At 70.6% G+C, this 21,239-nt stretch carries 22 protein-coding genes; 13 read left to right on the top strand and 9 right to left on the bottom strand.

Going from position 1 to position 21,239, the window contains the following annotated elements; translation table 11 throughout:
• Window positions 1-105: 105 nt before the first annotated feature.
• Window positions 106-1,401, top strand: coding sequence for a citrate synthase (locus GA707_RS01730; protein ID WP_152176683.1), 1,296 nt, complete (start codon window positions 106-108; stop codon window positions 1,399-1,401).
• Between the two features lie 61 nt (window positions 1,402-1,462).
• Here GA707_RS01730 and GA707_RS20675 read toward each other — a convergent pair whose 3' ends face one another.
• A complete protein-coding gene (locus GA707_RS20675) occupies window positions 1,463-2,374 on the bottom strand; it encodes a hypothetical protein (RefSeq protein WP_193315117.1) in 912 nt (303 codons plus the stop codon).
• Between the two features lie 62 nt (window positions 2,375-2,436).
• A complete protein-coding gene (dapD, locus tag GA707_RS01720; RefSeq protein WP_152176682.1) occupies window positions 2,437-3,375 on the bottom strand; it encodes a 2,3,4,5-tetrahydropyridine-2,6-dicarboxylate N-succinyltransferase in 939 nt (312 codons plus the stop codon).
• 87 nt (window positions 3,376-3,462) lie between these two features.
• Here dapD and dapE point away from each other — a divergent pair, with 87 nt between their 5' ends.
• Both dapE and GA707_RS01710 read left to right on the top strand, forming a co-directional pair.
• Window positions 3,463-4,584: a succinyl-diaminopimelate desuccinylase gene (dapE, locus tag GA707_RS01715; RefSeq protein ID WP_152176681.1), complete on the top strand. Its 1,122-nt coding sequence runs from the start codon at window positions 3,463-3,465 to the stop codon at window positions 4,582-4,584.
• Entirely contained in the window at window positions 4,581-5,327 is a 747-nt protein-coding gene (locus GA707_RS01710; RefSeq protein ID WP_152176680.1) for a TIGR00730 family Rossman fold protein, read from the top strand. The genes dapE and GA707_RS01710 overlap by 4 nt, the downstream gene beginning before the upstream one ends.
• Before the next feature lie 95 nt (window positions 5,328-5,422).
• On the opposite strand, the gene GA707_RS01705 is transcribed toward GA707_RS01710, so the two are convergent.
• Window positions 5,423-6,871: a phosphotransferase gene (locus tag GA707_RS01705; RefSeq protein WP_152176679.1), complete on the bottom strand. Its 1,449-nt coding sequence runs from the start codon at window positions 6,869-6,871 to the stop codon at window positions 5,423-5,425.
• Between the two features lie 153 nt (window positions 6,872-7,024).
• On the opposite strand from GA707_RS01705, the gene GA707_RS01700 reads away from it, so the two are divergent.
• The 3 genes from GA707_RS01700 to GA707_RS01690 are packed head-to-tail and all read left to right on the top strand — an operon-like array spanning window position 7,025 to window position 8,999.
• Window positions 7,025-7,357: a DivIVA domain-containing protein gene (locus GA707_RS01700; protein ID WP_193315116.1), complete on the top strand. Its 333-nt coding sequence runs from the start codon at window positions 7,025-7,027 to the stop codon at window positions 7,355-7,357.
• 3 nt (window positions 7,358-7,360) lie between these two features.
• On the top strand, window positions 7,361-7,786 hold the full coding sequence (locus tag GA707_RS01695; RefSeq protein WP_152176677.1) for an SRPBCC family protein: 426 nt from the start codon (window positions 7,361-7,363) through the stop codon (window positions 7,784-7,786).
• Entirely contained in the window at window positions 7,773-8,999 is a 1,227-nt protein-coding gene (locus tag GA707_RS01690; protein ID WP_152176676.1) for a hypothetical protein, read from the top strand. The genes GA707_RS01695 and GA707_RS01690 overlap by 14 nt, the downstream gene beginning before the upstream one ends.
• A gap of 4 nt (window positions 9,000-9,003) precedes the next feature.
• Here the strand turns inward: GA707_RS01690 and GA707_RS01685 are convergent, their stop codons facing one another.
• Window positions 9,004-9,804 carry an enoyl-CoA hydratase/isomerase family protein gene (locus GA707_RS01685; protein ID WP_152176675.1) on the bottom strand — a complete coding sequence of 267 codons (801 nt, stop codon included), beginning with the start codon at window positions 9,802-9,804 and terminating at the stop codon, window positions 9,004-9,006.
• Window positions 9,805-9,962: 158 nt separating this feature from the next.
• On the opposite strand from GA707_RS01685, the gene GA707_RS01680 reads away from it, so the two are divergent.
• The 4 genes from GA707_RS01680 (at window position 9,963) to GA707_RS01665 (ending at window position 13,601) form a co-directional block, all read left to right on the top strand.
• Window positions 9,963-10,136, top strand: coding sequence for a DUF3117 domain-containing protein (locus tag GA707_RS01680; RefSeq protein WP_152176674.1), 174 nt, complete (start codon window positions 9,963-9,965; stop codon window positions 10,134-10,136).
• A 118-nt stretch (window positions 10,137-10,254) separates the two neighbouring features.
• The gene (locus tag GA707_RS01675) at window positions 10,255-11,577 is read left to right on the top strand and encodes a phosphoribosyltransferase family protein (RefSeq protein WP_226963461.1); all 1,323 of its coding nucleotides are present in this window, start codon (window positions 10,255-10,257) and stop codon (window positions 11,575-11,577) included.
• A 36-nt stretch (window positions 11,578-11,613) separates the two neighbouring features.
• A complete protein-coding gene (locus GA707_RS01670) occupies window positions 11,614-13,224 on the top strand; it encodes a M17 family metallopeptidase (RefSeq protein ID WP_226963460.1) in 1,611 nt (536 codons plus the stop codon).
• On the top strand, window positions 13,221-13,601 hold the full coding sequence (locus GA707_RS01665) for a hypothetical protein (RefSeq protein WP_226963459.1): 381 nt from the start codon (window positions 13,221-13,223) through the stop codon (window positions 13,599-13,601). Before GA707_RS01670 ends, GA707_RS01665 begins: the two co-directional genes overlap by 4 nt.
• A gap of 106 nt (window positions 13,602-13,707) precedes the next feature.
• Here GA707_RS01665 and GA707_RS01660 read toward each other — a convergent pair whose 3' ends face one another.
• Window positions 13,708-14,340 (bottom strand): O-methyltransferase, encoded by a 633-nt coding sequence (locus GA707_RS01660; RefSeq protein ID WP_152176672.1) that lies wholly within the window; start codon window positions 14,338-14,340, stop codon window positions 13,708-13,710.
• Window positions 14,341-14,536: 196 nt separating this feature from the next.
• On the opposite strand from GA707_RS01660, the gene sigE reads away from it, so the two are divergent.
• The 3 genes from sigE (at window position 14,537) to GA707_RS01645 (ending at window position 17,280) form a co-directional block, all read left to right on the top strand.
• Window positions 14,537-15,115 carry an RNA polymerase sigma factor SigE gene (gene sigE / locus GA707_RS01655; RefSeq protein WP_152176671.1) on the top strand — a complete coding sequence of 193 codons (579 nt, stop codon included), beginning with the start codon at window positions 14,537-14,539 and terminating at the stop codon, window positions 15,113-15,115.
• A 111-nt stretch (window positions 15,116-15,226) separates the two neighbouring features.
• A complete protein-coding gene (locus GA707_RS01650; RefSeq protein WP_152176670.1) occupies window positions 15,227-16,777 on the top strand; it encodes a S1C family serine protease in 1,551 nt (516 codons plus the stop codon).
• 71 nt (window positions 16,778-16,848) lie between these two features.
• Entirely contained in the window at window positions 16,849-17,280 is a 432-nt protein-coding gene (locus GA707_RS01645; protein WP_152176669.1) for a twin-arginine translocase TatA/TatE family subunit, read from the top strand.
• Between the two features lie 295 nt (window positions 17,281-17,575).
• Here the strand turns inward: GA707_RS01645 and GA707_RS01640 are convergent, their stop codons facing one another.
• The 4 genes from GA707_RS01640 to GA707_RS01625 form a co-directional block, all read right to left on the bottom strand.
• Window positions 17,576-18,709, bottom strand: a complete 1,134-nt coding sequence (locus GA707_RS01640; protein WP_152176668.1) for an Mrp/NBP35 family ATP-binding protein — start codon at window positions 18,707-18,709, stop codon at window positions 17,576-17,578.
• Window positions 18,710-18,718: 9 nt separating this feature from the next.
• Window positions 18,719-19,276, bottom strand: a complete 558-nt coding sequence (locus GA707_RS01635) for a DUF1003 domain-containing protein (RefSeq protein WP_152176667.1) — start codon at window positions 19,274-19,276, stop codon at window positions 18,719-18,721.
• A complete protein-coding gene (locus tag GA707_RS01630) occupies window positions 19,269-20,573 on the bottom strand; it encodes a magnesium transporter MgtE N-terminal domain-containing protein (RefSeq protein WP_152176666.1) in 1,305 nt (434 codons plus the stop codon). The genes GA707_RS01635 and GA707_RS01630 overlap by 8 nt, the downstream gene beginning before the upstream one ends.
• An 86-nt stretch (window positions 20,574-20,659) precedes the next feature.
• Entirely contained in the window at window positions 20,660-21,214 is a 555-nt protein-coding gene (locus GA707_RS01625; protein WP_226963458.1) for a hypothetical protein, read from the bottom strand.
• Window positions 21,215-21,239: the final 25 nt, after the last annotated feature.

Genomic DNA, 21,239 nt, shown 5'->3' with positions numbered 1-21,239 from the left:
TCGGGATAGGGTCGAGCGGAGACACCGACCCTGTCAGCTCGAGGCCGAGCGTCGCGACCCATGGCGAGCGCCGAAGTCCTCGACGGATGTGAAGGACCACGCACCATGACGGACCCGACCGCTGGAGCCACCCTCTCTACCGGTGACAAGACCCTCGATCTGAAGCTCGTCGACGCGACCGAGGGCAACGGCGGCTACGACATCTCCGCCCTGCTCAAGGAGACGGGCAACGTCACGCTCGACAGCGGGTTCACCAACACGGCGAGCTGCACCAGCGCGATCACCTACATCGACGGCGACGAGGGGATCCTGCGCTACCGGGGCTACCCGATCGAGCAGTTGGCGCAGAACTCCAGCTTCCTCGAGGTCAGCTACCTGCTCATCTACGGGCAGCTGCCCACCCAGACCGAGCTCGAGGACTTCACCGACCGCGTGCGGATGCACACGATGCTGCACGAGGACCTCAAGGCCTTCTTCAACGGGTTCCCTCGGGACGCGCACCCGATGCCGGTCCTCTCCTCTGCGGTGTCGGCGCTGTCGACCTTCTACCAGGACAGTCTCGATCCCTTCGACGACGAGCAGGTCGAGATCTCGACGATCCGGTTGATCGCCAAGCTTCCGACCATCGCTGCCTACGCCTACAAGAAGTCGATCGGCCAGCCGCTGCAGTACCCCGACAACCGGCTGTCCTATCCCGAGAACTTCCTGCGGATGACCTTCGGTGTGCCCGCCGAGCAGTACGAGATCGACCCGGACCTGGTCACGGCGCTCGACCAGCTGCTCATCCTGCACGCCGACCACGAGCAGAACTGCTCGACGTCGACCGTGCGGCTCGTCGGCTCGTCCCACGCCAACCTCTTCGCCTCGGTCTCGGCCGGTATCAACGCCCTCTTCGGTCCGCTGCACGGTGGCGCCAACCAGGCCGTCCTCGAGATGCTCGAGCGCATCCAGAACTCCGACGACGACGTCGACACCTTCATGAGCAAGGTCAAGAACAAGGAGGACGGCGTCCGCCTGATGGGCTTCGGGCACCGGGTCTACAAGAACTACGACCCCCGGGCGGCGCTCGTCAAGGACACCGCGCACACGATCCTCGAGAAGACAGGCGCAGGGGACGAGCTGCTCGAGATCGCCATGCGCCTCGAGGAGATCGCGCTCGCCGACGACTACTTCGTCGAGCGGAAGCTCTACCCCAACGTCGACTTCTACACCGGCCTGATCTACAAGGCGATGGGCTTCCCCACCCGGATGTTCACGGTGCTCTTCGCACTCGGGCGACTGCCCGGCTGGATCGCCCAGTGGCGCGAGATGATCGAGGACCCGGCCACGAAGATCGGCCGTCCGCGGCAGGTCTACATCGGCGAAGGGTCGCGGGACTACATCGACATCGCCCAGCGCTGAGGCTCGACCCGCGACCGGCCTGGTCGCCCCGCACCGGGTCCGGCACGGTGGTTGACCCGGGTCAGCTCTCGGTCGGCGTCGGGGTGAGGGTGGCGACGACCGTCGTCGGACCGACAGACGCGTCGGCGGACTGCCACTCGAGACTGGTGGGACCGCTGCGGCGGACCCACCGGCGGTCATCGACCTGCACCTCTGTCACGGCGTGGCGCTCTGCCTTCGCGACGAGGTACTGACCCACGGACCAGGCCTGCTGCGGGTCAGCGGTCTCGACGGTGAGGGTGCGGCCGTCGGCGTCGATGGTCCCCGTCAGGCCGAGGTGGCTCTGGAGGTCGACGACGAGGTCGTCGTGGACGGTATGCCCGGTCGGGGCGTCGAGACGGCACACCATGGACTCGGCCGTGTGGCCCGCCAGCGTCGACGCGATCACCCGTCCCTCGGTCTCGTGGTCGGCATAGGCGTCCGGGAAGGCGCTGCGCTGCACCTCCTGGGCGACCTCCGTGATGACCATGTCCTGGTACCCGTCGATCCGGACGAGTGCGTCGTAGAAGGCGTTCGTGGAGAACTCGGGCGTGAGAATCTGCTCGGGGGTCCCCCACCCTTGGCTGGGTCGCTGCTGGAACAGGCCGAGCGAGTCCCGGTCGCCGTAGTCGATGTTGCGGAGCTTGCTCTCCTGGATGGCGGTGGCGATCGCGATCGTGCCCGCCCGGGCCGGCAGTCCGCGACCCATCCCGATACCGACGATCGTGGCGGCGTTGTCCATCTGCTCGGGTGTGAAGGTCACGGTCGTCCCCGCGGCCGTGGCCCGGCACACCTGGCCACCGAGGTCCATGCCGGTGCGGAACCACTCCACGCCGACGTAGACGCCGGTGACGAGGAGCGCGCCCACGAGCAGGCTGCCGAGCAGGCAGCCGAGCCGACGCCGCCGAGGAGCGTGCTCCTCGGCGAGCGGCGGGCGTGAGAAGGATGTGGACATGCTGATCCGGGTCGAAGGGGTGGCGTGGTCGGGTCGAGCGGGGCCGGCGCGGGAGCGGTCGGTCAGTCGTTGGCGTGCAGCGCCGAGTTGAGGACGATGCCGTGCCCGTCGCGCGGTCGCGCCTCGACGGCACCCGTCGTGGAGTTCCTGATGAACAACAGGTTGGACTGCCCCGAGAGTTCCCGCGCCTTGGTGACACGGCCGTCCGGAAGTGTCACCTTCGTGCCGGCTGTCAGGTAGAGCCCGGCCTCGACGACGCAGTCGTCGCCGAGGGCGATCCCCAGGCCGGCCTGCGCGCCGAGCAGGCAGCGCTGACCGATGCGCACCCGTTCGGTGCCGCCGCCGGACAGGGTGCCCATCGTCGAGGCGCCGCCGCCGATGTCGGAGCCGTCGCCGACGACGACACCCTGCGACAGCCGCCCCTCGACCATCGAGGTGCCGAGGGTTCCGGCGTTGAAGTTCACGAACCCCTCGTGCATCACGGTCGTCCCGGCGGCGAGGTGCGCTCCGAGACGGACCCGGTCGGCGTCGGCGATGCGCACCCCCGGTGGGACGACGTAGTCGACCATCCGGGGAAACTTGTCGACACCGAGGACGGTGACGGGACCGCTCGCCATCAGCCGGGCCCGAACGGTCTCGAAACCGTCGACGAGACAGGGCCCCCGGTCGGTCCAGACGACGTTGGGCAGCACGCCGAAGATGCCGTCCAGGTTGATCGAGTTGGGCTCGGCGAGGCGGTGGGAGAGCAGGTGGAGACGCAGGTATGCGTCGGCCGTGTCCGCGGGCGCCGCATCGAGGTCGATGGACACGAAGCGCACCTCGCGGCGCGTCCCGCGAGCCGGATCCTCGACCGCGAGGTCGTCCAGGCCGGCCGGAGCCGTGGCGGTGCCCTCGCCGAGGACGGGGGCGGGGAACCAGCCGTCGAGCACGGTTCCCGGTGTGGCGGAGCCCTCGGTCGTGATCGTCAGTAGGCCGTGGCCGGAGGCGGTGCGGGAGGTCATCGGCCCAGCCTATTGCCCGCGAAGCAGTCGGCCCGAACCCCGGCTGACCCGACGGGACAGGGTGGTATCCCTCGTTAGGCTGTCGCCATGCCGGATCCCGCCGACGCGCCGACACCGTCACTCGACCTCGCCCAGGACGTCGTGACGCTGACCGCCGACCTGTGTGACATCCCGTCGGTGAGCCTCGCGGAGTCGGCGCTGGCCGACGCGATCGAAGCGGCACTCCGCGCGAGCACCGCGCTCGAGGTCACCCGGATCGGCAACACGGTCATCGCGCGCACCGAGCTGGGCCGGCCGGAGCGCGTGGTCCTCGCCGGGCACATCGACACCGTCCCCGTCTCCGTCGATTCGGCGAGCGGAGATGCGCTGAACCTCCCGACCCGACGCACCGTCGAGCACGGCGTCGAGATGCTGCACGGGCGCGGCACGGTCGACATGAAGGGCGGGGTCGCGGTGCAGCTGCGCATCGCGGCGACCGTCCCCGAGCCCTCTCGTGACATCACCTTCGTGTTCTACGAGGGTGAGGAGATCGAGAGCGAGCACAACGGGCTTCTCCACGTCGAGCGTCAGCGGCCCGACCTCATCGCCGACGCCGACTTCGCGGTGCTGCTCGAGCCGACCGGTGCCGCGGTCGAAGGGGGGTGCAAGGGCACGCTCCGTGCGGAGGTGAGCACCTCGGGGGTCGCCGCGCACAGTGCGCGTCCGTGGAAGGGACACAACGCTATCCACGAGGCGGCCGAGATCCTCCGGCGGCTCGTCGACTACAGCCCGCAGACGCATACCGTCGACGGTCTCGAGTTCCGCGAGGCCCTCGGTGCGGTTCTCATCTCGGGTGGCACCGCCACCAACGTCGTGCCGGACCGCTGCGTGGTCACGGTCAACTACCGCTACGCGCCGTGTCTGTCACCCGAGGAGGCAGAGGCGCACGTGCGCGAGGTCTTCGACGGGTTCGCCCTCGAGGTCACCGACAACGCGGGCGGTGCGAGGCCCGGGCTGAACCGGCCCGCGGCGCGGGCGTTCGTCGAGGCCCTCGCAGTCCCCGTCGAGGCCAAGCAGGGCTGGACCGACGTGGCGCGCTTCTCGGCGATGGGGGTTCCGGCGGTCAACTTCGGACCGGGAGACCCCAACCTGGCGCACATGGACGACGAGCGGGCCCCGGTGGCCGACTACGTCGAGTGTGAGGCGGCCCTGCGCCGGTGGCTCGCATGACGGGCGGTCCCGACCGCCGCGAGTACCGCACCGGCCCGGTCGTCAAGCGCCGGTCCCAGGTCCCGACGAGCACCCACGACAAACGACTCCTCGACAACACCGGGGGAGCGGACTGGCTGCACACCGACCCGTGGCGGGTGCTGCGCATCCAGAGCGAGTTCGTCGAGGGGTTCGGCGCGCTCGCCGAGCTCGGCCCGGCGGTCAGCGTCTTCGGCTCGGCCCGCACGCACCCGGCGGACCCGATCTACGAGATGGCCGTGCGCGTGGGCGCTGCCCTGGTCGAGGCGGGGTATGCGGTCGTCACCGGCGGCGGTCCGGGTGCCATGGAGGCGGCGAACAAGGGAGCGCTGGAGGCCGGCGGGACCTCGGTCGGGCTGGGCATCGAGCTGCCTTTCGAGACCGGTCTGAACGACTACGTCGACCTCGGGGTGAACTTCCGCTACTTCTTCGTGCGCAAGACGATGTTCGTCAAGTCTGCGCAGGGCTTCATCGTCCTCCCCGGGGGACTTGGCACCCTCGACGAACTCTTCGAGGCGCTCACCCTCGTCCAGACCGACAAGGTCACGAGGTTCCCCATCGTGCTGCTCGGGTCGGACTACTGGTCCGGGCTCCTGGGCTGGCTGCGCGACACGTGCGCCGCCGCAGGGACGATCAGTGCGCACGACCTCGACCTGCTGTACGTCACCGACGACGTCGACGACGCGGTCGCCTACATCGTCGCCGCTCGTGACGCGCTGATGTAGCAGCGACGCCTCTCGCGAGACCCCGGCCCTCCGGGCGGCTGGCGGACCGCCCGGCCATCGGCGGACCGGTGCCTTTGCCCCACCCGGACGGTGACTCACAGGTCGTGCACATCGAGGTGCGCGCGCAGCATGCGAGCACACGAGTCACCCCGCTCAGCCATCCCTTTCTTCGCCGCACCGACCACGAGCGCGACGAGCTCGAGGCCCTCCCAGACGGCGACCCGCTGACGGGACAGCGCCGCATGCTCCTCGTACCCGCTGAGGAAGGCCTCGCGCAGTGCATCCACCCTCGACCCCAGGCTGGTCCGCGTCGGCTCGTCCGGGAGTGTGCCCGTCTCGGAGCCCTTGTTCACGGCCGTGTGCCGCAGCTTGGCCAGGAACGGGCCGATGTCGGCAGCCGGTTCGGCCTGGCGCAGCTTGTCGAGGTCGATGAGGCCGATACCGCCGTCGGCCAGCAGGAGGACCTGTGCCGTGCGGAAGCTGCCGTGCGACGGGACCGCGGACTCGACCGCGCTGGACTCCGCGGCCGACGCCAGCCGGTCGAGCGCGCCGTCGGTCAGCTCGGCGAGCCACGGCACGACCCCGGCGAGGCTGTCATGCTTGCGACGCAGCGTGGCCAGCTCGTCGGAGAACGACACGACACCGCCGTGCGCCACGCCGCTCGAGTGCAGTGCTGCGAGCGCGGCGCCCGTCGCGCGCACGGCCATGGTCGGATCCGGTGGGGCGGCATCGCGCACGGTGGCCGGGCCCCCCGCCGGGTCGCCCACCACGCCATGGACGGCGAAGGCGTCGGCGAGCAGGTCCTTGAGCGTCCGGTCATGGTCGAGATGACTCTGGACCGCGAGGAGGAGTTCGGGCACGTGCGCGATCGGACGGGCGATCCGCACCCGGGCGTCGGAGCCGAGCGGTGAGTCCCACAGGGCGCACTGTGCCTCGTGCAGGACCAGAGCGTCGTCGCCGGCGGTGGCTTTGACGACGACGGCCCGCGGCCCTGGGTGCGCCGCCGTCGAATCGGAGGTGGCGGGCTCGGGGGCATAGGCGAGGTCGCAGATGAGGGTCACCCGGACGCCCGGCTTGTAGGCGGCGACGGTTGTCGTGACATCGACCGGCATCGCTGCACGGCCGTCCGGCGTCTCGGCGAGGAGGGGCTGGAGGACCTCGAGGGCCGATGGCGGATCCGTCATCGCGGCAAGGCCCGGGATGGCATCGTCCCTGGTCCGGGTGTGCAGCAGGACCCGTGAGCGAGGCAGCCACTGTGACCAGCCGTCGCCGGCGAACGGGGTGGGCTGCCCCTGCATGGTGTCCGACGCGGGCGGCGCGGCATCAGGTGGCACGAGCAGGCCGTGCGCCGACACCGTCCGGTCGCCCAGGTCGAGCAGGTAGGTCGCCGTCCAGTGGCCCTCGTCCTCCGCGGCTCGGAGGCGGATGATCCGACAGCCCGTGAGAAGGCCTGGATCGGCGAGCAGCTCCGGGACACTCTCCCGAAGCTCCGCTGCCACGTGCTCGGGACGGACCGCGTGCTCGAACCAGGTCGACGTCTTCATGGACGTTCCTCCTCCTCCCGGTCAGCGTAGGCCGACATGGGACGGGCGTCACCCCTGAGCATGCTCCGCCTCAGCCGTTCCGACGATCACATCGGGCGACGATCCGGCGACACACCGTCACGGTCGGCGTCGCACTGGCCTAGAGTCGGCTGCGTGTTCTGGGTTCTCGTCGTCGTCGTCGCGGTCGCTCTCATCGTGGGCTTCCTCGCGATGCTGGCCGGACGGTTGCCCTACGACGGGATGGCCGAGCCGGTCCACACGACCCCGCCGGTGCGCCTCCCGGAACAGCCCGGTCCCGACGACGTCGCGGCGCTGCGCTTCGACACCGCCCTGCGCGGGTACCGGATGGACCAGGTCGACGACGCTCTGAGCGCACTGCGGCGACGCATCGCCGAGCTCGAGTCGGAGGTGGACCGGAGCGCCGTGGACGGTGGCCATCCGGGCGCCAGGGCCGTCGACCGCCCGACCGACATCCGGAGAGGCTGAGCGGTGTTCACGCTGTCGCAGACCTCGGCCGAGCCCGTCGAGGCCGTCTGGGAAAAGGTCAGCGACCTCGTCGGGCACGCCGAAGGCGTTCCGCTACAGAGGGTCACGAGTGACCCGGGCCCGCCACGGCTCGGCTGGCGCTTCACCCCCAGAACCGCCGTCGGACCGCTCGGGTTCGACGACCCGATGGTCGTCACGGTGTGGGAACCACCTCGGCGCCTCCGGATCGAGAAGGTCGGCCGCGTGCTCGCCGGATGGGCGGACATCTCGTTGGCCGCCCTCCCGGAGGGAGGGACCCGGGTGACGTGGCAGGAGGAGGTCGTCCCCGCGAACGGAGCTCTGGCGCGGCGGGTGCGGCCCGTGTTCGACGCGGCAGGGAAGGTCGTCTTCGGACGGGCACTGGCCCGCATCCTCCGTGACGCCGGCTGAGACGGCCGGCGGCGTCGGCCGTGTGCGGCTCGCACTCGCCGCACTCCTCGTCTACGTAGCCACTCGGCTCGTCTCGACCGCCTTCATCGCACAGTCCGTTCCCCGTCAGGTGCCGTTCGAGCAGTGGACCGGTCCAAAGGTCACGTTCCTCGACATGTCGGTCCTGTGGGACGGCAGCTGGTACCGCCATATCGTCGAGAACGGCTACCCGGATCAGCTGCCGCTCGACGCGGTCGGCAACGTCGCACAGAACGCGTGGGCCTTCTATCCGCTGTTCCCGGAGCTCGTCGGCCGGCTGATGGGGCTCACCGGCGCCGACTTCCGGCTCGCCGCGACCCTGGTCTCCCTCGTCGCCGGCGCCGGCGCCGCCGTGCTGATGGTTCACCTGTTCGCGCGGTACGCACCGGCACCGGTGGCGCTCGCCGCGATGACGGTGTGGGCCGTCCAACCTGCCGCGCCGACACTGCAGATCGCCTACACCGAGGCGCTCGCCATGCTCATCCTGGTCGGGCTGCTGACATCGCTGATCGACCGGCGCTGGGGCGCCGTCGCAGTTCTCGCCGTCCTTCTCGGCCTGACCCGTCCCATCGCGGTGCCGGTGGCCGCCGTCGTCGGTGTCGTCGTCCTGCGCGAGGTCCTCGCCTGGTGGCGGGAGCGCCCGGGGCGACCCGCGCATACCCTCGTCGAACCCGTCGCCGCACTCGCGGTGACCGGGCTCTCGGCGGTCCTGTGGCCGACCTTCGTCGGCCTGCGAACCGGTCGCTCGGACGCGTACTCGGAGACCATGTCGTCCTGGCGGGCGGGTCACGAGATCGTGCCCCTTCGACCGTGGATCGACAACACGGCGGTCCTGCTGTTCGCCGACAGCGCCCGGCCGAGACTGTATGCGGCACTCGCCGTCGGCCTCCTTGTCGCCTTCCTCATCGCCGCCGCCGTCGGCCCCTGGGCCTACCGGCTGCCGATGGAGCTGCGGTTGTGGATGCTTGCCTATCCCGCCTACCTCGCCGTGGTGCTCGACGTCGGGACCAGCCTGATCCGGTACGCCATCCCACTCTTCCCGGTGGCCCTCGTGATCATCGGGGGAGGGCTGCGGCGGATCCCGCGGTGGTGGCCGGCGCTCGCCGCACTCCTGATCGTGGCCTTCTTGTGGGGGCAGTGGCACTGGACGATGGGGCTGCTGGTGTTCGAGCCGCCGTCCGGCTACCCACCGTGACGGCTCACCTGCCGGTGAAGGTCGGCGGCTCCTTGGCGAGGAATGCGCGGACCGCCTCCCGGTGGTCCGCGGTGTCGCCGGTGCTGGCCATGAAGGACTCCTCGACCTCGAGGGCCTCCGGAAGGGGCATCGACGCGCTGGACAGGACGGCCTGACGCATGGCGCCGTAGGCCTGCGTCGGGCCGGCGGCGAGCCGCTCCGCGGCCTCTCGGACGGCTGACTCGAACTGCTCCGCGGGCACGACGCCGGTGACCAGGCCGAGATCGAGGCACTCTGGGGCCGGGATGGTGCGGGGGAAGAACAAGAGGTCCTTGGCGCGCGCGTGCCCGACAAGCCGGGGCAGCCACCACGAGGCCCCCGAGTCGCACGAGAGGGCGATGCCCGCGAAGGCGGTGTTCATCCCGGCGGTATCGACCATGATGCGCACGTCACCGGCGAGCGCGAAGCTCAGCCCCGCTCCCGCGGCCACGCCGTTGACCGCGGTGACGACGGGTTTGTTCATCGACGCCAGGAGCGTCGCGATCGGGTTGTAGTGCTCGGACACCGTCGTGGCGAGGAAGTCCGCCCCGCGCTCGAGCCCGGCGACGTGCTCGCGCAGGTCCTGGCCGACGCAGAACGCACGACCCGTGCCGGTCAGGACGACGCAGCGAACGCTCTCGTCCTGGGCGGCCGCCGTGAGTGCCTCGAGAAGTGCCTCCTTCGTCGCGACGTCCAGGGCGTTCATGGCATCGGGTCGGTTGAGCCGAACGGTGCGCACCGCATGGGTGGTCTCGACGACGACGGGGGACTCGGTGGTTGTGGTCATTGCCCAACCGTATGTCGTGCGGACCGGTGCGGTGCGGCAGATTTCGCGCGTAGTGCAAGGGTGCGGGATAATGGTCCACGACAGTGGCCGGGAGCCAGGTGTCGACACCGACGAGTCGCGTCGGTGGCCCGGCCGGTGGCGGACGAAGGGATGTGCTCATGGCGGCGATGAAGCCGAGGACCGGTGATGGCGACCTCGAGGTCGTGAAGGAGGGCCGCGGCATCGTGCTGCGGATGCCGCTCGAGGGCGGCGGGCGTCTCGTCGTCGAGATGACCCCCGACGAGGTGCGCGCTCTCGGCGCAGCCATCGAGAACTGCGAAGGTCTGAAGTAGCGCCTGGCGACTCCTCGCCCGCAGCGACCCCCGGAACCGATCGGTCCCGGGGGTCGCTGCGTCGGATCCGCCTCCGGGGCAGGTGCCAGCGCGTCATACTGAACGGGAGAGGTGGGTCGTGTTCAGTGATCGCGTCGAGGCCGGTCGTCGGTTGGCGAATCACCTCCTGCCGCTCGCAGGTCGCGAGGACGTCGTCGTCGTCGGGCTGCCGCGAGGCGGTGTCCCGGTCGCCTTCGAGGTGGCTGTGCGCCTGCGCGCCCCGCTGGACGTGATCGTCGTCCGCAAGCTCGGGGTGCCGTATCGACCGGAGCTGGCGATGGGAGCGATCGGCGAGGACGGGGTACGGATCCTCGACCGGCGCATCGTGGACCGGGCGCGCGTGACCGACCAGCAGCTCGAGGCTGTCGAGGTGCGTGAGCGTGCCGAGCTCGAGCGGCGAACGGCGCTCTTCCGTCAGGGACGACCGCGGGTGCCGCTGACCGGCGCGGTGGCGGTGATCGTCGACGACGGGATCGCCACCGGCTCGACCGTCAAGGCTGCCTGTCGGGTGGCGCGCGAGCTCGGTGCCGCGCGGGTCGTCGTGGCCGCGCCGGTCGCACCGGACGACATCGAGGGCCGTCTGGAGGACTTCGCCGATGACGTCGTCGTCGTGGAGCGGCCGGCGGACTTCGGGGCGGTCGGCCAGTTCTACGCCGATTTCGACCAGACCGGCGACGACGAGGTCGTCGCCCTGTTGCAGCGTGCCTCCGGAAGGCCGCCGCTACCGGATCCAACCGGAGCGACCGAGGTCGGGGGTGGTGGCTCCGGAACGTGGATGCATGAGGATGTCCGGATCCCACTGCCCGACGTCACGCTCGAGGGCCGCCTCGACCAGCCACCCCGTCCGCGCGGAACCGTGGTGTTCGTCCACGGCTCGGGCAGCAGCCGCCAGAGCCCACGCAACAGGTACGTCGCGGCGGGCCTCGGGCAGGCCGGTCTCGGAACCCTGCTCTTCGACCTGCTGACCCCCGCCGAGGAACGGGACCGGTCGAACGTCTTCGACATCGAGCTGCTGGGCGCTCGCCTCACCGCGGTCACCGAGTGGCTCGCCGGCCGGGAGGACCTGTCGGTGGGGTCGATCGGCTTCTTCGGTGCGTCGACCGGAGCCGCGGCCGCGCTGCGGGCGGCTGCCGAACTCGGTCCGCGCGTGGCGGCAGTGGTCTGCCGAGGTGGGCGCCCGGACCTCACGGGAGAGGTCATCGCCCACGTCGTGTCGCCCACGCTGTTCATCGTCGGCGGCGACGACACACACGTCCTCCACCTGAACCGGACGGCTCGGGGCAGGATGCGCTGTGAGACGGCCCTCGAGATCGTCCCGGGAGCTGGGCACCTCTTCGAGGAGCCCGGCGCGCTCGACCGGGTGCTAGCCCTGTCCAGCCGGTGGTTCCTCCGGCATCTCTGATCGAGTGACCCGTCGGCGGGTCGGTAGGGTCGGAGGGTGAGTCCGAGAGCGCCCCGCCTGCCGAACCCTGCGATCAGACGACGTCGCGACACCGAGAACCTCCTCGACCCGACACTGCCCCGGTGGTCCGTGCTCGACGACATCGCCGAACTGTCGGTTCCGCCGACCGAACCCGCACGACAGCCGGTCCTCGCGGTGGGTGTGCGCTCGAGGTTCGCCGAGGACGGATCCGAGGAGGTCGAGGTCGTCGGAGCGGGAACGACCGCCGCGCTACGCGAGCTGGGGCTGGACGGCGACGAGGTCCTGGTGACCTACGCGCCCTCGTCCGCGGCCGGCTCGATAACCCAGGTTCCCTTGCCGCGGGCGGGTCGTGGGAGTGCCTCCCGGGCGGTCGCCCGGGTGGTGCTCGTCGGGCTCGGCCGAGAGACGCCGTCGGATGTGCGCATCGCCGGAGCGGCCGTGGGCAGGGCCTGTCGCGACGTCAGCGCCCTCGTGCTGACGTTCGGGGCGGGGAACGAGAGTGCCCTCGTCGAGGGAGTCACGCTCGGTTCGTGGACGGCCCCGGCCTGGCGACAGCAGGGGCCGGTCCGCCCCAGCGGGCCACCGGAGCACGCGTTCGTCCTCGCCGGGCTGCACGTCGGCGTGGACGAGGAGCGCATCCGCAGATCCCTCGCCCGGTGCCGGAGCACCCTGATCGCCCGTGGTCTCGGGCTGACGCCCTCGAACGTCAAGAACCCCGCGTGGATGGTGACCCAGGCCCGCTCGGTGGCGCGACGGTCGGGGCTGGCGTCGCATGTGTGGACCGAGAAGGAGCTCGCTCGCGACGGCTTCGGCGGGCTGTTGGCCGTGGGATCCGGATCGGCCACCCCGCCTCGGCTGGTCAGACTCGACTACACGCCGCGGGGTGCCGACCGCGACACCCGACACGTGGTCCTCGTCGGCAAGGGCATCACGTTCGACACCGGTGGTCTCGACATCAAACCCGCCGACGGGATGCTCGCCATGAAGACCGACATGCTCGGCTCCGCGATCGTCCTGGCCGCCCTATCCCAGTGTCGCGAGCTCGCCGTGCCCGTCCGCGTGACCGGACTGCTGGCCCTCGCCGAGAACCATGTCAGCGGCAGCTCGTTCCGCCCGTCCGACGTCATCACCCACTACGGAGGTCGGACCGTCGAGGTCGGCAACACCGATGCCGAGGGGCGCCTCGTGCTCGCAGACGCCATGGCGTATGCGGTGGCCGAGCTCGCGCCCGACGTCCTGGTCGACGTGGCGACCCTGACCGGTGCCGCGAGGGTCGCGCTGGCGAGGAGCACGGCCCCGATCTTCGGTACGGACGACGCGGTCGTCGAAGGTCTGCGCCGGGCAGGTGAGTCGACCGGTGAGACGTTCTGGCGGATGCCCCTCGTCGATGACTACCGTGAGGCGCTGAGCAGCGACGTGGCCGACCTCGGCAACGTCGCGCCCGGAGTCGGAGCGGGTGCCATCACAGCCGCACTCTTCCTGCGAGAGTTCGCCGGAGGGGTGCCGTGGGCGCACCTCGACATCGCCGGCTCCGGTCGCTCTGACGTGGACAAGGGCATCCTCGCCAAGGGGGCCACAGGATATGGCGCGCGAGCGGTCCTCGCGTGGCTGGAAGGACTTGGATGAATCCCGGATCGATGCACGCGGGGTACGGCCTGGCCGTGCGATGGTCGCTCGCCGACGCTCCCGGCTCTATCGCCGACGAGCTGCGGGAGTATGTCGTCGGGACGTCGATGGCCCGCTTCATGTTCCTCGACGGCCTCGCCTTCAAGACGTGGCGGATGCGGGAGGGGGAGTGGTTCGAGGGCACCTATGTCTTCGACACCGCTCGCGACCGCGACGAGTTCCGGTCCCAGTTCGAGTCGGAAGCTGCGACCTCACCCGGCAGCGAGCTCATCGGGACCGCGCCGGACGTCATCGAGGACTTCGAGGTGGTCGCCATCGCCGAAGGCCCGGCCGGCTTCCGCCGGGGTGCCGGTCCAGGCTCCGCGAGTGCGGAGTAGGTCGGACCGCCCCGCCGTTCGTCGGGCTTCCCGTGCCGACCAGTCCGGTCGGTCACTGTCGGCTCGGTGTCGACCTGTCGTCGTCCCGTAGATGGTCGTCGGACCGTCAACGCTTGACCGCGACCAGCAGACCGTCACCGACCGGGAGCAGCGTGCACATGAGGTCGTCGCGCTCGCGCAGGTCCTTGCCCAGGCCCCGCAACGTCACGGTCTTCTCGTCCCGGACGGCTGGGTCGGCGACCCGGTCCCCCCAGAGCATGTTGTCGAGCACCAGCAGACCGCCGTTGCGCAGGAGCCGGATGCCGTGCTCGGCATAGGCCGGGTACTCCGCCTTGTCCGCATCGATGAAGACGAGATCATAGGCGGCGTCGGTCATGCGGGGGAGGACGTCGAGCGCCCGTCCGGTGATCACACGTGTCCGCTGGTGCGGGACACCTGCCGCCGCGAACGCCTCCTTGGCGGCGATCTGGTGCTCCGCCTCGAGGTCGATCGTCGTCAGCACGCCGCCCTCGGGCATGCCTTCGAGCAGCCACAGCCCGGAACAGCCGGCGCCGGTGCCGATCTCGCAGACCGACATGGCCCGGGCGGCGGCCGCGAGCATCCGCAGAGCCGGGCCGGTTCCGGTCCCGACGGCGCTCGCGCCGAGCTCCGAGCCGCGCAGCCTGGCGCGCTCGTGGATCTCACTCTCGGGGACGAACTCCTCGGCGTAGGTCCAGCTGGCCGGCTTGATCGAGGTCATGCGACTCAGCCTAGTTCGACCGCGCCACCGGTGTCCGTGGACGCGCCGCCGCCGGCCTCCCGCGCCTCCGCAGAGTCCAGATCAGGCGGCGGGCCGATCCGCAGGCGGTTGGGATCGTTCTCCCAGGTGACTCCCAGGTACAAGGTCGAGACTAGGGATCCGACGACGCGACCCGCCGACTGCGAGGACGAACCCCATGACCGACTGGACTCCCCCCACCTGGGACGAGATCGTCCAGGAGCACTCCGCCCGCGTGTACCGCCTGGCCTACCGTCTGACCGGAAACGTCCACGACGCGGAGGACCTCACCCACGACGTGTTCATCCGGGTGTTCCGGTCCCTGCACACGTACCAGCCCGGGACGTTCGAAGGCTGGTTGCACCGGATCACGACCAACGTCTTCCTCGACAAGATGCGCCGCAAACAGCGGATCCGCTTCGATGCGCTCACAGACGAGTGGGCCGCCCGCCTGCCGAGCCGATCGCCGAGCCCCGAGCAGGTGTACTCCGACACCCACCTCGACGGTGACATCCAGGCGGCACTCAACGCACTGCCGCCGCACTTCCGGGCCGCGGTGGTGCTCTGCGACATCGAAGGTCTGACCTACGAGGAAGTCGCCGAGGCCCTCGACATCAAGCTCGGAACCGTCCGCTCGAGAATCCACCGAGGCCGGGCCCAGCTGCGCACCGCGCTCGCGCACCGTGCGCCCCGTCACGACGGCGACCGCGGACGCCACTCCCGTCCCATCCCCCAGGTCGCACCAGGCCTGTCCTGAGTCGTAGGCCGGCACATCCTGCGGGCGACCCTGCCCGACCGGGTACCGGCCCATCCCCACCGTCCCCTCACGATCCACCACTGAGACGCCCGCCACCCGCGAAGGACCACCATGCGCCACGACGACAACGACTTCAACCAGCACCCCGAGGGACCGGCCCCCGAGCAGTCCGGCTGGGACGAGACGCGAGAGCAGCCCTCCGAAAGCCGGCACCCCGACATGCAGTTCTCGAACGCGGAGCGCGTGGACGCGCACCCTGTGGGCGAGCAGTACGGCGAGCAGGACACCGAGCAGTACTCGGACTCCGCGCACGGCGCCGACCTGTCGACCCCCAGCGGTGAGACGACCGAGGCGATCCCCGTGTACTCCGAGGCGCAGGCCGCTCCGGCGGCCCCGGCCCAGCCCCTGGCTCCGGTGTGGAGCTACGAGGGCCAGGCCACCGCATACCCCGGCGGCGCAGCCCAGTATGCGGCGGCCGGGCAGGGCTCCCACGGTTCGGCCTACCCCGGCCCGGGTTATGCGTACGGCTCGCCGCCCCCGCCTCGTGAGCGCAAGGGTCCGGGCTGGGGCGCGATGCTGACGACCGCGACCCTCGCCGCTGTGCTGGCCGGCGCACTCGGCGGCATCACGGGCGGGTGGCTCGGAGCGAACGACTACCTGAACTTCGGTCCCAACGGGTACTCCGCTCCGGCGCCGACGCCGGGCGCCGGTGCCACCGACCGTCCGCAGGGCTCCATCGCCAACATCTCCGCCAGGGCCCTCCCCAGCGTGGTGACCATCTATGTCGAGGGACAAGGCGGTCGCGGGTCGGGGTCCGGCTGGGCCTTCGACGAGCAGGGCCACGTCGTGACCAACAACCACGTCATCGAGGCGGCGGTCGACGGCGGTGAGGTCGTCGTCCAGACCGCCGACGGCCAGCGTCACGACGCGACCATCGTCGGCCGTGACGCCTCGTACGACCTCGCCGTTCTCGCGGTCGACGGCGTGACCCTCGAGCCGCTGCCCCTGGGGAGCTCGGCGGACGTGCGCGTCGGTGACGGCGTCATCGCGGTCGGTGCCCCACTGGGTCTCGACTCGACCGTGACGTCCGGCATCATCAGCGCCCTGAACCGGCCGGTCAGCCCGGGTGGCGGTGAGCAGCAGTCGTTCATCAACGCCATCCAGACCGATGCCGCGATCAACCCCGGCAACAGCGGCGGACCGCTGCTCAACATGGACGGCCAGGTCATCGGCGTCAACAGCGCGATCGCGTCGACGGCGGCGCTGGGTGGCGGCACGAGCGGCAACATCGGCGTCGGGTTCGCGATCCCGAGTGACCAGGTCGCCAAGACCGTGGAGCAGCTCATCCGCACCGGCGTCGCGGAGCACCCGATCATCGGCGTCATCCTCGATCGGCAGTACCAGGGTGAGGGCGTCAAGATCCTCGCCGAGGGTGAGGCCGACCAGCCCTCGGTCACCCCGGGTGGGCCGGCCGACCAGGCCGGACTGCAGGCGGGCGACGTCATCCTCGAGTTCGAGGGCCGACCGATGACCACCCCGGACGAGCTCGTCGTCGCCATCCGCTCGCAGAGCGTCGGTGACCAGGTCACTCTGAAGGTGCAGCGGGGCTCCGCCGAGCTGGATGTCACAATGACACTGCAAGGTCGCTCCGCCGACTCGTAGCCGCGATGCCACCGCGGCTGCCGAAGCCGCGGTGGCGTCGCCGGTCCCACCCACGCGAAAGTCGGTCGCCCATGCTCGGAATCAACGGCGGAGAGATCCTCCTGCTGATTCTGATCGCCATCATCGTGCTGGGCCCGACCCGGATGCCGGAGTATGCGGCGAAGCTCGCTCGGGGTATCCGCCAGCTGCGGGTCATGGCCGAGGGGGCGAAGGGGCAGCTCAAGGAGCAGCTCGGGCCGGACTACCAGGAGATCAACTGGCGGCAGTACGACCCCCGGCAGTACGACCCACGACGTATCGTGCGTCAGGCGCTCGTCGAGCCGCTCGAGGATGCCGCGGCTCCGGTGCGGGATGCCGCAGCCGGTGTCGGTGCCGCCGCGGCCGGCGGGGGAGCAGCGGCTGTGGCCGGACGACGGTCGTCGGAGCCGGTGGCGGCCGAGGATCTGGACCCGACCAGCTACGACCCGAAGCGCCCGACGCCCTGGGATACGGACGCGACCTAGGCAGGCCATCGTTCAGAGCCTGGGGTTCGGGTATGCCAGGGGCGCGGTATGTCGCGCGGGTGGCATGCCGGTGGGGTGAGCCTGGGGTTCGGGTATGCCTGGGGCGCGGTATGTCGCGCGGGTGGCATGCCGGTGGGGTGAGCCTGGGGTTCGGGTATGCCAGGGGCGCGGTATGTCGCGCGGTCGGCATGCCGGTGGGGTGAGCCTGGGGTTCGGGTATGCCAGGGGCGCGGTACGTCGCGCGGTCGGCATGCCGGTGACGTCGCTGCGCCGCGTCGGGCATGCCAGAGGCGCGTCAGCGACCGGCGGGGGTGAGGCCGAGGCTGCGGCCGGCGAGGCCGCGCGCCCGGGTGGACAGGCCCTTGGCCACTCCCCGCAGCGCGACGGCCGCGGGGGAGGTGGGATCCGAGAGGACGACAGGCGAACCGGTGTCGGCACCCTCGCGGAGCCGGACGTCGAGCGGTATCTGGCCCAGCAGCGGGACCTCAGCGCCGATGGACCGGGTCAACGACTCGGCGACCTGCTGACCGCCGCCCGAGCCGAAGATCTCCTGGCGGCTGCCGTCGGGCAGCTCTAGCCACGACATGTTCTCGACGACACCGACGAGGCGCTGATGAGTCTGCAGCGCGATCGAGCCGGCCCGCTCGGCCACCTCGGCGGCCGCCTGCTGCGGTGTCGTCACGACGAGGATCTCGGCGGTCGGGATGAGCTGTGCGATGGAGATCGCGACGTCACCGGTGCCGGGCGGGAGGTCGAGAAGCAGGACGTCGAGGTCCCCCCAGAACACGTCGGCGAGGAACTGTTGGAGCGCGCGGTGCAGCATCGGCCCGCGCCAGACCACCGGCTGGTTGCCTGGCACGAACATCCCGATCGAGATGACCTTCACGTCGTGCGCGACGGGCGGCATGATCATGTCGTCGACCTGGGTGGGCCGGTGCTCGACGCCGAGCATCCGCGGGATGGAGAAGCCGTAGATGTCGGCGTCGACGACACCGACACGCAACCCCGAGGCGGCCATCGCGGCGGCGAGGTTGGCCGTCACCGAGGACTTGCCGACCCCTCCCTTGCCCGAGGCCACCGCATACACACGGGTGAGCGAGCCGGCCTTGGCGAACGGGATCTCCTTCTCCGGCGCTCCACCGCGCAGCTGCTGGCGCAGCGCACCGCGCTGCTCGTCGCTCATCACGCCGAGCGTGACGTCGACGGCTGTCACGCCGGGAACCTTCATTAGAGCAGCGGTCGAGTCGCGCGTCAGGGTGTCCTTGAGTGGGCACGCCGCGACGGTGAGGAGGATCGTCAGCGCGACCCGGCCGGACTCGTCGACCGAAACGGAGTCGACCATGCCGAGCTCGGTGATGGGCTTGCGGATCTCGGGATCGTCGACCGTGCTGAGGGCGGCGATCAGGGCGTCGTGGGTGACCTCGGGCATTTCTCCATGCTAAGCCGTGCCCGGGTTGCCTCCGTTCTCGCTCCGTTTCCGGCCCTCTGGGGGTGCGACCGGCGTCACCTGCAGGCCCCGCTCCTCCATCTCGTCGAGCAGCGAGCGCAGCTCGGAGCGGACGAAGTCGCGGGTTGCGGCATCGCGAATCGCGATGCGAAGCGCGGCCACTTCGCGAGTCAGGAACTCGGTGTCGGCCAGGTTGCGCTCGGCCTGGATGCGGTCCTGTTCGAACGCGACCCGGTCACGGTCGTCCTGGCGGTTCTGCGCGAGCAGGATCAGCGGCGCGGCGTAGGACGCCTGGAGGGAGAGGATCAGGGTCAGGAGGGTGTAGTTCAGCTCTCGAGGGTCGAACTGCAGCTCCGGTGCGGCGAAGGTGTTCCACATCAGCCACACCGCCACGAACACCGTCATCCCGATGAGGAACTGAGGCGTGCCCATGAAGCGGGCGAACTTCTCGGCGATGATTCCGAAGGCTTCGTTCGTGAGTCCGGATGGCCGGCGCAACCGCAGGCTGCGCGCTTCACGCGGCTGGTCGATACGGGTGCGGTCAGCCATCCTGGACCCCCGTGACGACTGGGAGGTCCTCGGTCACATCGTGGCGGTCCTCACGCCAGTCGTCGGGCAGGATGTGGTCGAGCACGTCGTCGACGGTCACCGCGCCGAGCAGCCGACCATCGGTGTCACATACGGGGAGAGACACGTGGTTGTAGGTCGCCATCAGGCGGGTGACCCTCCCGAGCGCATCCTCCGGAGCGAGCGTCTGCACGTCCTTGTCGAGGATCGCACCGACCGGCGCGTGCGGCGGCTCGCGCAGCAGTCGCTGGATGTGCACGAGGCCGAGGTACTTGCCGGTCGGGGTCTCCAGCGGCGGCCGGCACACGTAGACGACGGCTGCCGTCGCCGGTGAGATCTCCTCGCGGCGCACCATGGCGAGGGCCTCGGCGATGCTCGCCTCGGGGCCGAGGACAAGCGGCTCTGCGGTCATCAGACCGCCCGCGGACTCGTCGTCGTAGGCCCGCAGCCGCCGCATCTGCGCCGCGTCATCCGGCTCCATGCGGCTGAGCAGCTGCTCGGCCTGCTGCGGGTCGAGCTCGTTAAGCAGGTCGGCGGCGTCGTCGGGCTCCATCGCCTCCAGGGCGTCGGCGGCACGCTCGACGTCGAGGCCCGCGAGGATCTCCACCTGGTCGTCCTCGGGCAGCTCCTCGAGAACGTCGGCGAGCTTGCTGTCGTCCAGGGCCTGTGCCACCTGGGCCCGGCGGGCGGGGGGCAGGTCGTGGATGACCTCTGCGAGATCGGCGACCTTGAGGTCGGCGTAGGTCTCGAGCAGCCGCTCGACACTCTGCTCACGGCTCTGGTCGAGCAGTCCGGTCACGTCGGCGACGTCCGCCACGAAGCTCTCGCCCTTGCGGCGGGTGAGCCGGGTGAAGGTCGAGGTGGCCGGCCGACCGACCCGGCAGAACACCCGCGAGATCACCCAGTCGCGGTTCTGCTGCTTCTCGATCCCGATGTCCTCGACGGTGACGTCGATGACCTCGCCGTCCTCGGTGCGGGCCCGCACCTGGCGCTCGAAGATCTCGGCGACGACGAGGGTCTCGTTGGTCCGTTGCTCGAACCTGCGCATGTTGACCAGTCCGGTCGTGATGACCTGACCACCCTCGACGGAGGTCACGCGCGTCATCGGCAGGAACACCCTCCGCCGTCCCGGCACCTCGACCACCAACCCGATCGCTCGGGGGCGTCGGCTCGAGGCCGTGATGACGACGTCGCGCACCTTGCCGACCTGGTCGCCAAGAGGGTCGAAGACACTGAGTCCGGCCAGGCGGCCCACGAAGACACGGGACTGAGTGCTCACCGTCTCAGCCTATCGAGCGCCCCCCGACCTTCCCCGGCGCAGCGCCGCGCCGACGGCCGAACATCGGTGCGAACCGGCGCGATCGGTCACGACCGCCCGGCGTGCCAGGGCCGCCACCCGACCGTCGTGGTCCGCGCGGGCAGAACCGTCGCGCGGCCGGACTCGGACCCGTGCGAGCCGGGCGCCTCGAGCGGCTCGCCGAAGGGGTGCAGCGCATGGACCAGACCGGAGTCGGCCCACCGGGCGGCCAGGTCGTCGGTCGCATTGAGCCGTTCAGCGATCAGTGCCGCAACGGCCTGCTCCCAGGAGGAGGTATGCGGTGCGAGCCGATGAGCGGTGGCGTTCACCGTGAGCAGTCGCCCACCGGTGTCCTTGGACCGCAGCAGCAGACGAACCACCTCGGGCAGTGCCGGGAGCAGCTGTTCACCCTCGCCCGAGACGACATAGAAGCGGTCGGTGACCCACGCATACCAGACCGGGAACGTCCGCTCGCCGGGCACCTCGACCCACATGATGTCGGACTTGCCGGCGGCCTCGGCGAGGAGCGCCGTGACGGCGACGGTCGGCGCCTGGAGGGTCTGCGCGTCGCTCGTCCGCCCGGCCGGACGTGGGCCGTCCGTCGGCTCGGCGGGGGTCGTCACACCGTGAACTGTCTCATAACGGCCC

Origin of the sequence: Nostocoides sp. F2B08, assembly GCF_009184895.1 — a bacterium.
GTDB lineage: Bacteria > Actinomycetota > Actinomycetes > Actinomycetales > Dermatophilaceae > F2B08.
Note: the sequence above shows the minus strand (reverse complement) of the source record. Positions and strands in the feature narration are given on the sequence as shown.

What these genes read in the sequence shown, in the direction of transcription:
- GA707_RS01730 (WP_152176683.1), top strand. Translation starts at nt 106, where the DNA reads ATGACGGACCCGACCGCTGGAGCCACCCTCTCTACCGGTGACAAGACC.
- GA707_RS20675 (WP_193315117.1), bottom strand. Translation starts at nt 2,374, where the DNA reads ATGTCCACATCCTTCTCACGCCCGCCGCTCGCCGAGGAGCACGCTCCT.
- dapD (WP_152176682.1), bottom strand. Translation starts at nt 3,375, where the DNA reads ATGACCTCCCGCACCGCCTCCGGCCACGGCCTACTGACGATCACGACC.
- dapE (WP_152176681.1), top strand. Translation starts at nt 3,463, where the DNA reads ATGCCGGATCCCGCCGACGCGCCGACACCGTCACTCGACCTCGCCCAG.
- GA707_RS01710 (WP_152176680.1), top strand. Translation starts at nt 4,581, where the DNA reads ATGACGGGCGGTCCCGACCGCCGCGAGTACCGCACCGGCCCGGTCGTC.
- GA707_RS01705 (WP_152176679.1), bottom strand. Translation starts at nt 6,871, where the DNA reads ATGAAGACGTCGACCTGGTTCGAGCACGCGGTCCGTCCCGAGCACGTG.
- GA707_RS01685 (WP_152176675.1), bottom strand. Translation starts at nt 9,804, where the DNA reads ATGACCACAACCACCGAGTCCCCCGTCGTCGTCGAGACCACCCATGCG.
- GA707_RS01680 (WP_152176674.1), top strand. Translation starts at nt 9,963, where the DNA reads ATGGCGGCGATGAAGCCGAGGACCGGTGATGGCGACCTCGAGGTCGTG.
- GA707_RS01665 (WP_226963459.1), top strand. Translation starts at nt 13,221, where the DNA reads ATGAATCCCGGATCGATGCACGCGGGGTACGGCCTGGCCGTGCGATGG.
- GA707_RS01660 (WP_152176672.1), bottom strand. Translation starts at nt 14,340, where the DNA reads ATGACCTCGATCAAGCCGGCCAGCTGGACCTACGCCGAGGAGTTCGTC.
- sigE (WP_152176671.1), top strand. Translation starts at nt 14,537, where the DNA reads ATGACCGACTGGACTCCCCCCACCTGGGACGAGATCGTCCAGGAGCAC.
- GA707_RS01650 (WP_152176670.1), top strand. Translation starts at nt 15,227, where the DNA reads ATGCGCCACGACGACAACGACTTCAACCAGCACCCCGAGGGACCGGCC.
- GA707_RS01645 (WP_152176669.1), top strand. Translation starts at nt 16,849, where the DNA reads ATGCTCGGAATCAACGGCGGAGAGATCCTCCTGCTGATTCTGATCGCC.
- GA707_RS01640 (WP_152176668.1), bottom strand. Translation starts at nt 18,709, where the DNA reads ATGCCCGAGGTCACCCACGACGCCCTGATCGCCGCCCTCAGCACGGTC.
- GA707_RS01635 (WP_152176667.1), bottom strand. Translation starts at nt 19,276, where the DNA reads ATGGCTGACCGCACCCGTATCGACCAGCCGCGTGAAGCGCGCAGCCTG.